At 29.3% G+C, this 12,514-nt stretch carries 15 protein-coding genes; 9 read left to right on the plus strand and 6 right to left on the minus strand.

Annotated elements, in window-relative coordinates; genetic code table 11:
- Positions 1 to 79: 79 nt before the first annotated feature.
- Entirely contained in the window at positions 80 to 799 is a 720-nt protein-coding gene (locus tag ACULEV_RS02280; protein ID WP_445457071.1) for a 3-ketoacyl-ACP reductase, read from the minus strand.
- A 147-nt stretch (positions 800 to 946) separates the two neighbouring features.
- Positions 947 to 1,405 (minus strand): GNAT family N-acetyltransferase, encoded by a 459-nt coding sequence (locus ACULEV_RS02285; RefSeq protein ID WP_445457072.1) that lies wholly within the window; start codon positions 1,403 to 1,405, stop codon positions 947 to 949.
- 113 nt (positions 1,406 to 1,518) lie between these two features.
- On the opposite strand from ACULEV_RS02285, the gene ACULEV_RS02290 reads away from it, so the two are divergent.
- The 4 genes from ACULEV_RS02290 to ACULEV_RS02305 all read left to right on the plus strand — a co-directional run bounded on the left by ACULEV_RS02290 (position 1,519) and on the right by ACULEV_RS02305 (position 4,746).
- Positions 1,519 to 2,451 carry a peptidylprolyl isomerase gene (locus tag ACULEV_RS02290; RefSeq protein ID WP_445457073.1) on the plus strand — a complete coding sequence of 311 codons (933 nt, stop codon included), beginning with the start codon at positions 1,519 to 1,521 and terminating at the stop codon, positions 2,449 to 2,451.
- A 209-nt stretch (positions 2,452 to 2,660) separates the two neighbouring features.
- On the plus strand, positions 2,661 to 3,185 hold the full coding sequence (locus ACULEV_RS02295; RefSeq protein WP_445458508.1) for a Crp/Fnr family transcriptional regulator: 525 nt from the start codon (positions 2,661 to 2,663) through the stop codon (positions 3,183 to 3,185).
- A gap of 75 nt (positions 3,186 to 3,260) precedes the next feature.
- On the plus strand, positions 3,261 to 4,115 hold the full coding sequence (locus ACULEV_RS02300) for an acyl-CoA thioester hydrolase/BAAT C-terminal domain-containing protein (RefSeq protein ID WP_445457074.1): 855 nt from the start codon (positions 3,261 to 3,263) through the stop codon (positions 4,113 to 4,115).
- Positions 4,116 to 4,242: 127 nt separating this feature from the next.
- On the plus strand, positions 4,243 to 4,746 hold the full coding sequence (locus ACULEV_RS02305) for a hypothetical protein (RefSeq protein WP_445457075.1): 504 nt from the start codon (positions 4,243 to 4,245) through the stop codon (positions 4,744 to 4,746).
- Positions 4,747 to 4,799: 53 nt separating this feature from the next.
- On the opposite strand, the gene ACULEV_RS02310 is transcribed toward ACULEV_RS02305, so the two are convergent.
- Both ACULEV_RS02310 and ACULEV_RS02315 read right to left on the minus strand, forming a co-directional pair.
- Positions 4,800 to 5,357 carry a PAS domain-containing protein gene (locus tag ACULEV_RS02310; protein WP_445457076.1) on the minus strand — a complete coding sequence of 186 codons (558 nt, stop codon included), beginning with the start codon at positions 5,355 to 5,357 and terminating at the stop codon, positions 4,800 to 4,802.
- Positions 5,358 to 5,900: 543 nt separating this feature from the next.
- Complete coding sequence (locus ACULEV_RS02315) at positions 5,901 to 6,455, minus strand: thioredoxin family protein (RefSeq protein ID WP_445457077.1); 555 nt, start codon at positions 6,453 to 6,455, stop codon at positions 5,901 to 5,903.
- A gap of 120 nt (positions 6,456 to 6,575) precedes the next feature.
- On the opposite strand from ACULEV_RS02315, the gene ACULEV_RS02320 reads away from it, so the two are divergent.
- Positions 6,576 to 7,037 carry an Mpo1 family 2-hydroxy fatty acid dioxygenase gene (locus ACULEV_RS02320; RefSeq protein ID WP_445457078.1) on the plus strand — a complete coding sequence of 154 codons (462 nt, stop codon included), beginning with the start codon at positions 6,576 to 6,578 and terminating at the stop codon, positions 7,035 to 7,037.
- Position 7,038: 1 nt separating this feature from the next.
- Entirely contained in the window at positions 7,039 to 7,371 is a 333-nt protein-coding gene (locus ACULEV_RS02325) for a tRNA-binding protein (protein WP_445457079.1), read from the plus strand.
- Between the two features lie 49 nt (positions 7,372 to 7,420).
- Here ACULEV_RS02325 and ACULEV_RS02330 read toward each other — a convergent pair whose 3' ends face one another.
- Both ACULEV_RS02330 and ACULEV_RS02335 read right to left on the minus strand, forming a co-directional pair.
- Positions 7,421 to 7,795 (minus strand): PUR family DNA/RNA-binding protein, encoded by a 375-nt coding sequence (locus ACULEV_RS02330; RefSeq protein ID WP_445457080.1) that lies wholly within the window; start codon positions 7,793 to 7,795, stop codon positions 7,421 to 7,423.
- A 70-nt stretch (positions 7,796 to 7,865) separates the two neighbouring features.
- The gene (locus ACULEV_RS02335; protein ID WP_445457081.1) at positions 7,866 to 9,614 is read right to left on the minus strand and encodes an ABC transporter ATP-binding protein; all 1,749 of its coding nucleotides are present in this window, start codon (positions 9,612 to 9,614) and stop codon (positions 7,866 to 7,868) included.
- A 191-nt stretch (positions 9,615 to 9,805) separates the two neighbouring features.
- Here ACULEV_RS02335 and ACULEV_RS02340 point away from each other — a divergent pair, with 191 nt between their 5' ends.
- From ACULEV_RS02340 to ACULEV_RS02350, 3 genes are all read left to right on the plus strand, one after another.
- Positions 9,806 to 10,912: a Glu/Leu/Phe/Val dehydrogenase dimerization domain-containing protein gene (locus ACULEV_RS02340; protein WP_445457082.1), complete on the plus strand. Its 1,107-nt coding sequence runs from the start codon at positions 9,806 to 9,808 to the stop codon at positions 10,910 to 10,912.
- 78 nt (positions 10,913 to 10,990) lie between these two features.
- A complete protein-coding gene (gene nusB, locus ACULEV_RS02345; RefSeq protein WP_445457083.1) occupies positions 10,991 to 11,938 on the plus strand; it encodes a transcription antitermination factor NusB in 948 nt (315 codons plus the stop codon).
- 21 nt (positions 11,939 to 11,959) lie between these two features.
- Positions 11,960 to 12,505, plus strand: coding sequence for a DUF1573 domain-containing protein (locus ACULEV_RS02350; protein ID WP_445457084.1), 546 nt, complete (start codon positions 11,960 to 11,962; stop codon positions 12,503 to 12,505).
- Positions 12,506 to 12,514: the final 9 nt, after the last annotated feature.

The following is a 12,514-nucleotide window of genomic DNA, read 5'->3' on the forward strand; positions in this document are numbered from 1 at the left end:
AAGAATATTTAAGTATAAATAGAAAATGCATAATTGTTTTTCAATTATGCATTATTATAAAATGTTCTATAGCATTATTTTATGGATTTGTAGACCAAAGTGAAGCTCCTTTCAGCATGGCTCTTCTTGGTAGCTTTAAACTTGCAACTATTAATTCGGCAAAATCTTCTGGTTGTAAAACCGTTTCTGTTGAATCTTTACTTGCTATTCCTAATTCAATAGACATATCTGAAGCAATGGTGCTTGGTGTTAAAGTGCAAACACGAATGTTATTTTTACGAACTTCTTTCATCAAAGCTTCAGACATTCCAATAACTGCAAATTTTGAAGCTGAATAAGCTGAAGTACTTGCATTTCCTATTAATCCAGCTGTTGAGGAAACATTAATAATATCACCTTGGTTCTTTTCTATCAAGAAAGGAAGAACTTCTTTGGTTACATAATACATTCCCATTACATTGGTTTGAATTATTTCAGCCCATTGATTTACTTCCATATCATTGAATGTACCAAAAGCTGCAATTCCAGCATTGTTTACTAGAATATCAACCGCACCAATAGTAGCAATAATTTTTTTAATTCCGTTTTTTACTTCTTCATAATTACCTACATCAAAAACTGCATAAGTAGCTTTTACACCCAATGCTTGTAATTCGCTAACTGTTTCTTGAAGTGTTTTTTCGTGTCGCCCAGTAATAGCTACATCAATTCCTTCTTTTGCAAAAGCTAGTGCAGTGGCTTTTCCTAATCCTCTACTTCCTCCAGTAATAATAGCTTTTTTGCCTTTTAAATATTCCATTTTAGTTTTTTTTGTTTGTAGTAAAGTTACATCTTTGCTATTAAATTGGACATTATAGGTCGTATATTTATATTAATTTTAGGTAAAATTTATTAGTAAACTAATATGAAGGCTGAAAATAAAATTAATATAGAATAAAGGTATTATTTATAGACTCAATTCCATTTGAATATTAGCTCTTGCATACTCATTTTCTTTCATTGGGACTTCCACAAAACCATATTTTAAATACAATTTCAATGCAGTTTCTAATCTTCTATTAGAAAGTAACATAATTTTGGTTGCCTTTTTTGATTTTGCAAATTCAATACAAGCATTCATAAGAAGATTGCTCAATTTTAAACCTTGAAATTTTTTGTCAACGGCTAGTTTAGCCAATTCAAAAGTAATGTCATCAACTCTTTGCATTGCTACTGTTCCAGCAATTTCTCCATTAACCAAACAAAAGAAGATTTCACCACCAGGTTGTAAAATATACGTTTCTAAATTTTCAAAAACTTCTTTATCGTGAGGTTCTACAACAAAGTATTCTTCAAGCCAAGTTGTATTTAGAGCGATAAAATTAGCCTTATATTCAGGTTGGTAAGAAATTATAATTGGATTCATTTTGATTTTTTGAGATTGCAAAATTAGAGAAAGTAGTATTATTTTATAGTTTATTTATAAATCTTTTAGATATAATATTACTAAATTTGTACTTTAATTTAAATAAACAAGACATGCAAGACGGAATTTACGCAAAGTTTACTACGCCTAAAGGTAGCATTTTAGTAAAATTAACGCACGATAAAACTCCAGGAACTGTTGGTAATTTTGTTGGATTGGCTGAAGGTCAATTAGAAAATACTGCAAAACCAATGGGAACTCCTTATTATAACGGTTTGAAATTTCATAGAGTTATTCCAGATTTTATGATTCAAGGTGGTTGTCCACAAGGAACTGGAATGGGTGATGCTGGTTATAAATTTGATGATGAATTTCATCCAGAATTAAAACATGATAGACCAGGAGTGTTGTCTATGGCAAATGCTGGTCCTGGCACAAATGGATCCCAATTTTTTATTACACATATTCCTACAGATTGGTTAGATGGGAAACATACTGTTTTTGGTCATGTTGTTGAAGGTCAAGAGGTAGTGGATGCAGTTGCTCAAGGTGATGCCATAGAATCTATAGAGATTGTTAGAGTAGGTGATGAAGCGAAAAACTGGAATGCTATTGAAGCATTTAGAACATTTGAAGGTTCTCGTGAAAAAAGATTAGCTGAACAAAAAAGACAAGCTGAAGAAGCTTTAGAGAAATTAGCTGCTGGTTTCCAAAAAACAGAAAGTGGTTTACGTTATCAAATTATTCAAAACGGAAATGGTAAACAAGCTGAAAAAGGAAAAAAAGTATCTGTTCACTATCAAGGAGCTTTAGAAAACGGACAAGTTTTTGATTCTTCTTACAAAAGAAAACAACCTATCGATTTCCAATTAGGAGTGGGTCAAGTTATTGAAGGTTGGGACGAAGGTATTTCTTTATTAAAAGTAGGAGACAAAGCACGTTTTGTAATTCCTTCTTATTTAGGATATGGTTCTCGTGGTGCTGGAGGTGTAATTCCACCAGATGCAACTTTAGTTTTTGATGTAGAATTAATGGATGTAAAATAGTGTTCAGTTTACAGTAATTCATGTTCAGTATTTGAAACGGATAAAAATAATTAAATGAATCCCGAAGTAATTTTTCGGGATTTTTTGTTTTATAAGGATTATAGATTATGTAGTGAATTCTCTATATTTGAACTATGTGTCACAAATAATAATTTAAAATTGAAATTATCGAACAATCAGAAATTATATATGAGCATTTTGAAAGATTTATTCCTGTAAATGCTAGTTTAAAAAAAGAGCTTTTAAATAGACTTGATTTTAAAAGTTTTAAAAAAGGAGAATTAGTTCATGATGCAAATAAGATATGTACCAAAAGTTATTTTATTCAAAAAGGGCTTTTAAGAACTTATTTTCTTAAGGATGGAAGAGAAATAAGTGAATATTTTTGTTGTGAAAATGAGTGGGTTAATTCGCCTAAGAGTTTTATGCAAAGACAATTAGATATTTATTCTATTGATGCTATTGAGGATACTAATGTGTTTTGCTTAGATGTAAATGATTTGGTTTTTTTATTTGAAAATTTTCCCGAAATGGAAAGATACGCACGATTATCTATGGGAACTGTGGTTGGACATTTAATTGAACGAATCACAAATCTCCGTTTTACCAATGCAAAAGAAAAATATTATCACTTTTGTAAGGTTTATCATGATATTCACCATCGAATTCCTTTAGGAATGATTGCAACGTATTTAGGAATTACCCAAGAAACATTAAGTAGAATTAGAAAGTAATTTTTTGATATAGATCAAATGTTTTCTTCATTTTAAAGTTCAATTTTGTAGAGTTAAATCAAAATAATTTAAAAAATGAAGAAATTCTTAAAATTGGTTATAATTCTTGCTTTATTTGTTGTTGGAATCTATTTTTTCTTAGAAAAGTATACACCTCCTTTAGATGAAAATTATGGAAAAGTTGAAGCTAAATTGTATTTAGGGAACTCAAATAATCAGCCGCTAGTTGTGGGTTTTGGTGGTTCTGAAGGGGGTAATGCATGGGATAGTCAGCATTGGAAACCTACTAGAGATGAGTTCTTGAAAAGAGGATATGCTTTTTTAGCAATTGGTTATTTTGGAACAAAAAACACTCCATCCAATTTAGACAGAATTTCACTTAATGCCATACATAATACTATTCTTAAAAATGCTAACAATCCTAAAATAGATAAAACAAAAATTGCAATAATTGGAGGTTCAAAAGGAGGAGAATTGGTTTTAAATTTGGCCAGCTTATATAAAGATATTTCTGCTGTTGTAGCAATAGTTCCTAGTAATGTTAGTTTTCCAGCTCATACTTTTATGAGCAATACGTCATCTTGGTGTCATAATGATAAAGAGCTGCCTTTTATTTTACCACCTTATGATATCATACCTTTTTTACTTTCAGGAGATCGTTTAGGTGCTTTTCAATTGATGTTAAATGAAACAGAAGCAGCAAAAAAAGCTCAAATTCCTATTGAAAACAGTAATGGAAATATACTGTTAATTTCTGCAACTAATGATGAAGAATGGCCTTCTACGGCAATGTCTGATAGTGTTATTAATCGATTAAAAGAAAATGATTTTAATAAATTTTATCAGCACATTCCTATTGAAGGAGGTCATACTGAGCCATTAAAACATTTTGACTTAGTATTCGATTTTTTAGATAAATACTTTAAATAACGGACAATAATCTATTTCAAAAAGTATATTTGAACTTTTTTGTTCTTAGAGAGAACTTTGTGAGCTTTATGGCAAAATCTATTGGTACAATTTTTGATTTTGTATTTTTGCCAATATTAATACGTTTATGAAACATTTATATTCTGTTCTCTTTTTTCTATTCTCTCTCATCACTTTTAGTCAAATTCAACATTGTGGTTACGATTTTACGTCTTATATAGTTGTAAATGTTCATGAAAACGGAATTAGTGAAAACCCAAAAGAGTTAAAAATTACGATCGTTACTGAGAATGGTGTAGAAGTCATTAATGTAAATAATATCTATAGTTGGAACAAAGGGAATGAGCCTATGGTTTTTACTCAGAATTATTTAGTAAGTAAAGAAGGAGAAAAGGAACGTTATTTTTTTCCGTATGCAAAAGACAATTATTTTATTTCAGTAGCTAATACTTTTCCAGCAGATAACTTTAGTATTAAAATAGAAGATACAAATGGAATTTACAAAACACAAACGATTCCATTGCAAAGTTTTAATTTGTATGTGTTGTGTTCCTCAGAAAATGAAAAGCAATCAAGGCAGTTTGGACCACGAACTAATCGACCAATCGAGGTTATTTTAGAGAGAAATTGATTGTATGATAAAAAATAAGGTCTTCTTACACGAGAAGACCTTATTTTTTATGATTAATTTTTTCCAAATAGTTTAGAAAAAAAGCCTTTGGATCCTACACAGTCTTTAATCCATTCCTCATAACTCATTCTCCTTTCTTCAAGAAAACCGATTAAGTATTTTTCACTTGCATCTATACCACTTACTTGCTCAATGTGTAATAATTTTTTATATAATGGTTCAATGTGCTTGCGTAATGCTTCTTCAGGCATTGCTTTTCTTTTAGCAATATAATTTGTAATTTCATTATTATTATCAAAAACAAGCTCGAAATCAGTAACCATCCAGTAATATCTTCCTGACTTAGCTAAATTTTTGACTACAGCATGAAAATTGTTGCCTTTTTTTAAATTTTCCCATAAAATTTTAAAAATTACTCTTGGCATGTCAGGATGTCTAATAACATTGTGGGGTTGTGAAATTAATTCATAATCTTCATATCCTGAAACTTCTACAAAAGTCTCGTTTGCATATTCAATCATGCCACGCTTATCAGTTTTACTTAAAACAGTTTTTCTTTTGTCCCAAGTAACTTCTCTGTCTATGGGTTTTGGTTTGGTAATTTGAATCATAAGGTTAAAGTGTTTTTTAAGGGCTAATAAATTATATAATGGGCTAAAATATACATAAATACATTATTTTCAAAAAAAGTATTATGAAAAAAAGACTATTTTTTAATATTTTTTTTCTTGTTAATATATTCATAATTTTATGCTACTTTTTTTGAAAATCTTTTAATTTTAATTTCAAGTTTGGTAAAATAATTAATTAAAGAAAAATGCCTCTGTAACTAAAAAATGAAAGTTTTGTTTAGTTTTTGGCTGAAAAAGTGAAAGAAATGTAACAAGCAAAACTCCAAATACTTATTCCAATTGGAAAATAACCATGTGTTTCTTCAAAAAAAGGAGTTTTTTTCAATAAAAAAGTAAGTGCTTAAAATATTACCAACAATTTTTGTTGGTAATTAAGTTAGTCATTAATTTTTCAAAGTTAAATTATTGGAAGCGAATAAATAATTTGCTTGTCAATTCAAATTTTTCAATTTGCAAGCGATACAAGTTGTTTTTAGCTAATTAATCCCTAAAAACTGTTGTTGAAAACTAATTATTAAAACACTACTTCCATTTAATACCACAACCTATGCTTGGTTTTTGTACTTCATTCAAATGTCTGTTGTAAATAATACTATCAATAGCATTTCTTAAATCACTTCCGCTTACAGGAATTCCGTTTCCTGGACGAGAATCGTCTAGTTGTCCTCTATAAACTAATAAATCTTCTGAATCAAATAGGTAAAAATCAGGTGTACATGCTGCTTGGTATGTTTTAGCTACATTTTGGCTTTCATCATATAAATAAGGAAAATCAATTTTGTTTTCAAGGGCAAAATCAGCCATTTTTTCTGGAGCATCTTGTGGATATTTTGCAACATCATTACTAGAAATAGCTACAATGCCAAGTCCTTGTACACGATAATCATTGGCAATCATTACAATTTCATCAATTACATGCAACACAAAAGGACAATGATTACAGATGAACATTACTAATGTTCCTTTTTGACCTTTACATTCGTTAAAATTAAAATTGGTATTAAAATTGGTTGCTGGTAATAAAAAATCAGTCGCTTTTGTACCTAATGGTAGCATATTGGAAGGAGTTTGTGCCATTATGAAATTAGAAATTACATGTTAGAGATTAGAAGAGTTTCTTCTGTTATTATTATACGTAAGATTTGCTAATTAGTTACAAAATAGTTAGTTTTATATAGCAATTAATATATTATGGACATGAAAACTTTAAGTGATTGGTTTGTAGAATATAGTGTTAGTCATCAGAATATAACAAATAAGAAAATTCATTATATCTGCGTGCCTTTGATTTTTTTTTCGGTTGTAGGTTTAGTTATGAGTATTCCAAATGATTCCTTGCAATTTTTGACTTCAACTCATCCTATAATAGCTAATTGGGCTTTTGTAGTTTTGCTTTTAGTTTTGTTGTTTTATTATAGATTATCGTTTTCAATGGGTTTAAAAATGACACTTTTTGCCGTTGTATGTTTATTGGGAAATTATTGGATAGGACAAAATCTTCCTTTGGCTTGGTTTTCTTTTTGCCTTTTTGCAGCAGGATGGATAGGGCAATTTTACGGACATAAGATTGAAGGAAAAAAACCTTCTTTTTTAAAAGATTTACAGTTTTTATTAATTGGCCCAGCATGGGTAATAAATTCAATTTTTAGTGGAAAATAGTATGATTACGTGGAGTGATTTTGAAAAAGTAGAAATAAGAGTAGGAACAATAATAACAGTTAATGAATTTCCAAAAGCAAGAAACCCAGCCTATCAATTGCAAATCGATTTTGGTAGTGAAATTGGCATCAAAAAGTCATCTGCTCAAATAACTACCCATTATAAATTAGAGGATTTAATTGGAAAACAAATTATTGCAGTAGTAAATTTTCCAAAGAAACAAATTGGTAATTTTATGAGTGAATGTTTAGTACTTGGTTTAGTAGGGAAAGAAAAGGATGTGGTTTTATTGTCGCCTGATTTTCCTGTTCCGAATGGTCTAAAAATGGCATAAAAAAAAGTCCGATAACAAATCGGACTTCTATTTTTTTAATAGAAAATGATTAAATATCATCAAAATCTATATTAGTAAAACTGTCTGTAGAAGAGATTTCTGAAGTTGATTCTGTATAAACTTCTTTTTTGAAATCTTTTTGGTGTCTTTCAGAAATAACTTCTTCTCCTTTTTGAGAGACAACAAATTCAGTCATTTCGTCTAAAATTTCTTTAAAAGCAACAAAATCTTCTTTATATAAATAGATTTTATGTTTTTTAAAGTGATAAGAACCATCTTCTTCTGTGAATTTTTTACTTTCAGTAATGGTAATGTAATAATCATCAGCTTTTGTAGCTCTTACATCGAAGAAATATGTTCTTCTTCCAGCTCTTAATACCTTAGAAAAGATATCTTCTTTTTCTAACATTTCATTTTCTCTCATAATCCAAACTGTCAATTTTTAGTTTTATCGTTTTCCAAAAGTCTAAAAAAAAAATGTATAAAGCAATAAATTATACAATTTCTTTTTCTGAGAGTTGTTTATTGTATAATTCTTTATAATAGCCTTCTTTATTTAATAATTGATTATGAGTGCCTTGTTGAATGATTTTTCCATCTTCTAAAATAATGATGAAATCGGCATTCTTCGCAGATGAAACTCTGTGACTTACAAGTATTGTAGTTTTATTTTTACAAAACTCCATTAGGTTATTAAGTATCGCTTCTTCAGTTTCAGTATCTACAGCACTTAAGCAATCGTCAAGCAATAAAATAGGTGCGTTTTTAATTAATGCTCTTGCTATAGAAACCCTTTGCTTTTGCCCACCAGAAAGCGTTATGCCTCGTTCTCCCAAAACTGTGTCATATTTATTGGTAAACCCTTCAATATTATGATGTACATATGCTTTTTTTGCAGCTTCGATAACTTCTATATCTGTTGCACTTTCATTACCAAATTTGATGTTGTTTTTTATAGAATCGGAAAACAAAAACGCATCTTGAGGAACTACTCCTATGTTGTTTCTTAAGTCGTCTAAATTAACTTTTTGAATTGGCTTTTCGTCAATTAAAATGCTTCCTGAAGTTACATCATATAATCTACTAATTAAAGATAATATAGATGATTTTCCTGATCCTGTTTTTCCTAAAATAGCTAATGTTTGTCCAGATTTTATATTGAAAGTAATGTTTTCCAATGCTTTAATGTTTGTATCTTCATAGATAAACGATACATTGTTAAAACTAATGTCTCCTTTTATTTCAGTATGCTCTTCAACTTGGTTAAAAATTTCGGGTTCAGTTTTTAAAAATTCGTTAATTCTTTTTTGTGAAGCTTCTGCTTCTTGAACTAATGAAGAAACCCAACCTAAAGAAGCTACTGGCCATGTAAGCATATTAATATATAAAATAAATTGTGCAATCACTCCAATGTCTGGAATTGTACCATTGATGTACATCATTCCGCCTACATATATAACAACTAAATTGCTAAAACCTATAAGAAGAATCATTAAAGGTCCAAATAACGAATTGGTTTTGGCTAAACTCATCGCTTTTTCATTACTGTCTTTGGTTAATTTTGAAAATTCATTCATTTTTTGTTCTTCAATGGCATAGGCTTTAATTACTCGAATACCAGAAAACATTTCTTGTGCAAATGAGGATAGTGTAGCTAAGTTTTGCTGAAATAAACCACTCTTCACATGAATTTTTGAACTTATTTTAAAAACACCATACGATAATAATGGTAATGGAATTAATGAATATAAAGTAAGCTTTGGAGAAATTAAAGCCATTTGAATGATTACTACTATGAATATGATTAAAGTATTTACAGAATACATAACCGAAGGACCAACATACATTCTTACTTTACTTACATCTTCACTTATACGGCTCATCAAATCACCAGTTCTGTTTTGTTTGTAAAACTTTTGACTCAATGCTTGATAATGCTTGTAAATTTCGTTTTTTAAATCAAATTCAATGTGTCTCGACATTACAATAAGTGTTTGTCGCATTAAAAAAGTTAAAAAACCACCAATTAAAGCAGCTATTAAAGTATAAATGAAATTATCTACTAATATACTGTAGGCTTCTTCCTTTGAAATCAAATTATTTTCGATGGCTCGTAAAGAATCACCAAAAAACTTTGGAACAAACAGCTTGAAAATTTGAGCAGCAATGGTAATGATAATACCTAGTAAAAATCGGTATTTGTATTTTGCAAAATATTTATTTAAATATTGTAATTCTTTCATTTATGATTTATAAGTTATATTGTTCTTTGCTAAAAAAGCAATAAATTATGATTTATTTTTATAAAAACAAATTTTTGAATTTGGCAACAAAAATTATCATATTACTAAAAATCACATAATATATTGAATTATTTTAAAATAATTCGTAATATTGTGTTCAATTATTGAATAATTTTCAACACATTAATCATATGTCAACAGAACTATTACAAGCTAAAGAGCTACATAAAGTTGATCCAGTTTTTGGTCAAGTTTCATTTGACGGACATGAGCAAGTTGTTTTTTGCCATGACAAAGATACAGGATTAAAAGCAATTATAGGAATTCATAATACAGTTTTAGGACCTGCTTTAGGAGGAACCAGAATGTGGAATTATTCTAACGAATGGGAAGCTTTAAATGATGTATTGCGTTTATCACGTGGTATGACTTTTAAAAATTCAATTTCTGGATTAAATCTAGGTGGTGGAAAAGCGGTTATCATAGGAGATGCAAAAACTCAGAAAACTCCAGAATTAATGAGACGTTTTGGACAGTTTGTAGATTCTTTATCTGGAAAATATATAACAGCAGAAGATGTTGGTATGGAAACCAAAGACATGGATACTGTAAGAGAAGTAACAAAATATGTTTCTGGAATTTCAGAAAGTAAAGGAGGTTCAGGAAACCCTTCACCTATTACTGCTTATGGTGTTTTTGTAGGTATTAAAGCAGCTGCAAAATATCAGTTTGGTTCTGATAATTTAGATGGAAAAAAAGTTTTAGTGCAAGGAATTGGTCATGTAGGTGAGGTTTTAGTAGATCATCTTACACAAGCAGGTGCAATTGTTACGATTTCTGATATAAATGAAGATCGTTTACACGAAGTAGGTTCAAAATATGGAGCAAAGATTTTTACAGGGGATGATTTGTATGGATCTGATGTAGATATTTATGCGCCTTGTGCTTTAGGAGCTACTATTAATGACGATACTATCGTTAGATTAAAAGCTAAAATTATTGCAGGAGCTGCAAATAATCAATTAGCAAATGAAGTAATTCACGGTCAAATTTTAAAAGAGAAGGGAATTTTATATGCACCAGATTTCTTAATTAATGCGGGTGGTGTAATTAATGTTTATTCTGAATTGGCTAATTTAACGAAAGCGCAAGTAATGGAAAAAACAGAGAATATTTATAATACATCTCTTGAGATTTTCGATTTTGCGGCTAAGAATAATATTACGACTCATCAAGCAGCATTGTCGATTGCTCAAAAAAGAATTGACGATAGAAAAAAAGAGTTAGAGAATAAATAATATTTAAATAATATTGTATTTTTGCAAAGCGAAAGAGTTTCTTTCGCTTTCTTAATTTTAAAAAGTTCTTAAATTAGTATGTTAAATAGAAGACATATACGCGTTAAAGTGATGCAAAGTATTTATGCTATGCACCAACATCAAGGTGAAAACCTAGATAGAGAGGAGAAATTCTTGTTTCAAAGCATTGATAATATGCATGATTTATATCTTTTAATGCTCTCTGCTCTTATAGAGATTCGAGAAAAAGAAGAAGAATATTTAGAATTGGCTTCAAAGAAACATTTAGCAACTAAAGAAGAGCGAAATCCAAGTAAAAAATTTGTGAAAAATAAGGTTTTAGAATTATTATCTAATAGTAATTCTATAAACAATGCTATCGAAGATAGAAAGATAACAAATTGGAAGCGTAATGATGATATCGTTTTATTTTTATTAGAAGCGATAAAGACTAGCAGTTTTTTTGAGGATTACATGGGAAATGGTACAGGTGATAATGATTTCAATGAAGATAGAGAATTTATTGCTACTCTGTTTACTGAAGTAATAGCTCCTAATGAAAAATTATATGATTATTTAGAAGAGCATAAATTAACTTGGTTAGATGATTTACCAACTGTAAATACTTTGATTTTAAAACAATTGAAACAATTAAAACCTCACAACGAAGATTTTTCTATTTCCAAATTGTATAAAGATATTGACGATAAAGATTATGTAAAAAGCTTATTTAGAAAAACAGTTTTAAACGAAACAGAATTAGCTAAAGAATATATCGATAAAACACCTAATTGGGATACAGAACGTATTGCAGAAATTGATACTATTATTTTAAAAATGGCAATTTGCGAATTGTTGAAATTTCCTTCAATACCAGTTAAAGTAACTATTAACGAATATTTAGAGATTGCAAAAGAGTATTCTACACCAAAAAGTAGTATTTTTATCAACGGAATTCTTGATAATTTAGTAAAAGATTTTCAAAAAGATAACCGTTTAACTAAAGCGGGAAGAGGATTATTATAAACAATTAAAATTTTTTTAGTTATGTTAAAAAAAACAGTAAGTCTATTAGTAGTATCATTATTATTATCAGTTACAGCTTGTAAAAACAATGAATCTGCCAAAATAACAGAAGAAGATATGAAAACCTTCGAATCTGAAAAAGTTATTGCTAATAGTGAAAGCGGAACAACACAGTCTACTGAATCTCAAACAGTTGATGCAAATCAAGCTACTAAACCTGTAGATGGTAAATATCCAAAAATTCAATTTAGTAAACTAGAGCATGATTTTGGAACAATTAAAGATGGAGATAAAGTTGAAACTGAATTTATGGTTAAAAATATTGGTGAAGCAGATTTGGTAATTTTAGATGCCAAAGGAAGTTGTGGTTGTACTGTTCCAAATCCACCTAAGGAACCAATTAAACCGGGTAGTTCTGCACCTATAAAAGTTTCTTTTGACTCTACAGGAAAAACAGGTCAGCAAAGTAAAACAGTTACTTTAACTACAAATACAGAAAACGGAAAAGAAAATTTCACTATTAAAGCAAATGTTCTCCCTAAAGAAGGTAGTGGAATAGCAAAATAAACTTAATAA

This window comes from Flavobacterium sp. HNIBRBA15423 (assembly GCF_052655965.1).

Excerpts from the sequence above, each read along its gene's own strand:
- ACULEV_RS02280 (WP_445457071.1), bottom strand. The coding sequence starts at position 799 with ATGGAATATTTAAAAGGCAAAAAAGCTATTATTACTGGAGGAAGTAGA.
- ACULEV_RS02285 (WP_445457072.1), bottom strand. The coding sequence starts at position 1,405 with ATGAATCCAATTATAATTTCTTACCAACCTGAATATAAGGCTAATTTT.
- ACULEV_RS02290 (WP_445457073.1), top strand. The coding sequence starts at position 1,519 with ATGCAAGACGGAATTTACGCAAAGTTTACTACGCCTAAAGGTAGCATT.
- ACULEV_RS02300 (WP_445457074.1), top strand. The coding sequence starts at position 3,261 with ATGAAGAAATTCTTAAAATTGGTTATAATTCTTGCTTTATTTGTTGTT.
- ACULEV_RS02305 (WP_445457075.1), top strand. The coding sequence starts at position 4,243 with ATGAAACATTTATATTCTGTTCTCTTTTTTCTATTCTCTCTCATCACT.
- ACULEV_RS02310 (WP_445457076.1), bottom strand. The coding sequence starts at position 5,357 with ATGATTCAAATTACCAAACCAAAACCCATAGACAGAGAAGTTACTTGG.
- ACULEV_RS02315 (WP_445457077.1), bottom strand. The coding sequence starts at position 6,455 with ATGGCACAAACTCCTTCCAATATGCTACCATTAGGTACAAAAGCGACT.
- ACULEV_RS02320 (WP_445457078.1), top strand. The coding sequence starts at position 6,576 with ATGAAAACTTTAAGTGATTGGTTTGTAGAATATAGTGTTAGTCATCAG.
- ACULEV_RS02325 (WP_445457079.1), top strand. The coding sequence starts at position 7,039 with ATGATTACGTGGAGTGATTTTGAAAAAGTAGAAATAAGAGTAGGAACA.
- ACULEV_RS02330 (WP_445457080.1), bottom strand. The coding sequence starts at position 7,795 with ATGAGAGAAAATGAAATGTTAGAAAAAGAAGATATCTTTTCTAAGGTA.
- ACULEV_RS02335 (WP_445457081.1), bottom strand. The coding sequence starts at position 9,614 with ATGAAAGAATTACAATATTTAAATAAATATTTTGCAAAATACAAATAC.
- ACULEV_RS02340 (WP_445457082.1), top strand. The coding sequence starts at position 9,806 with ATGTCAACAGAACTATTACAAGCTAAAGAGCTACATAAAGTTGATCCA.
- nusB (WP_445457083.1), top strand. The coding sequence starts at position 10,991 with ATGTTAAATAGAAGACATATACGCGTTAAAGTGATGCAAAGTATTTAT.
- ACULEV_RS02350 (WP_445457084.1), top strand. The coding sequence starts at position 11,960 with ATGTTAAAAAAAACAGTAAGTCTATTAGTAGTATCATTATTATTATCA.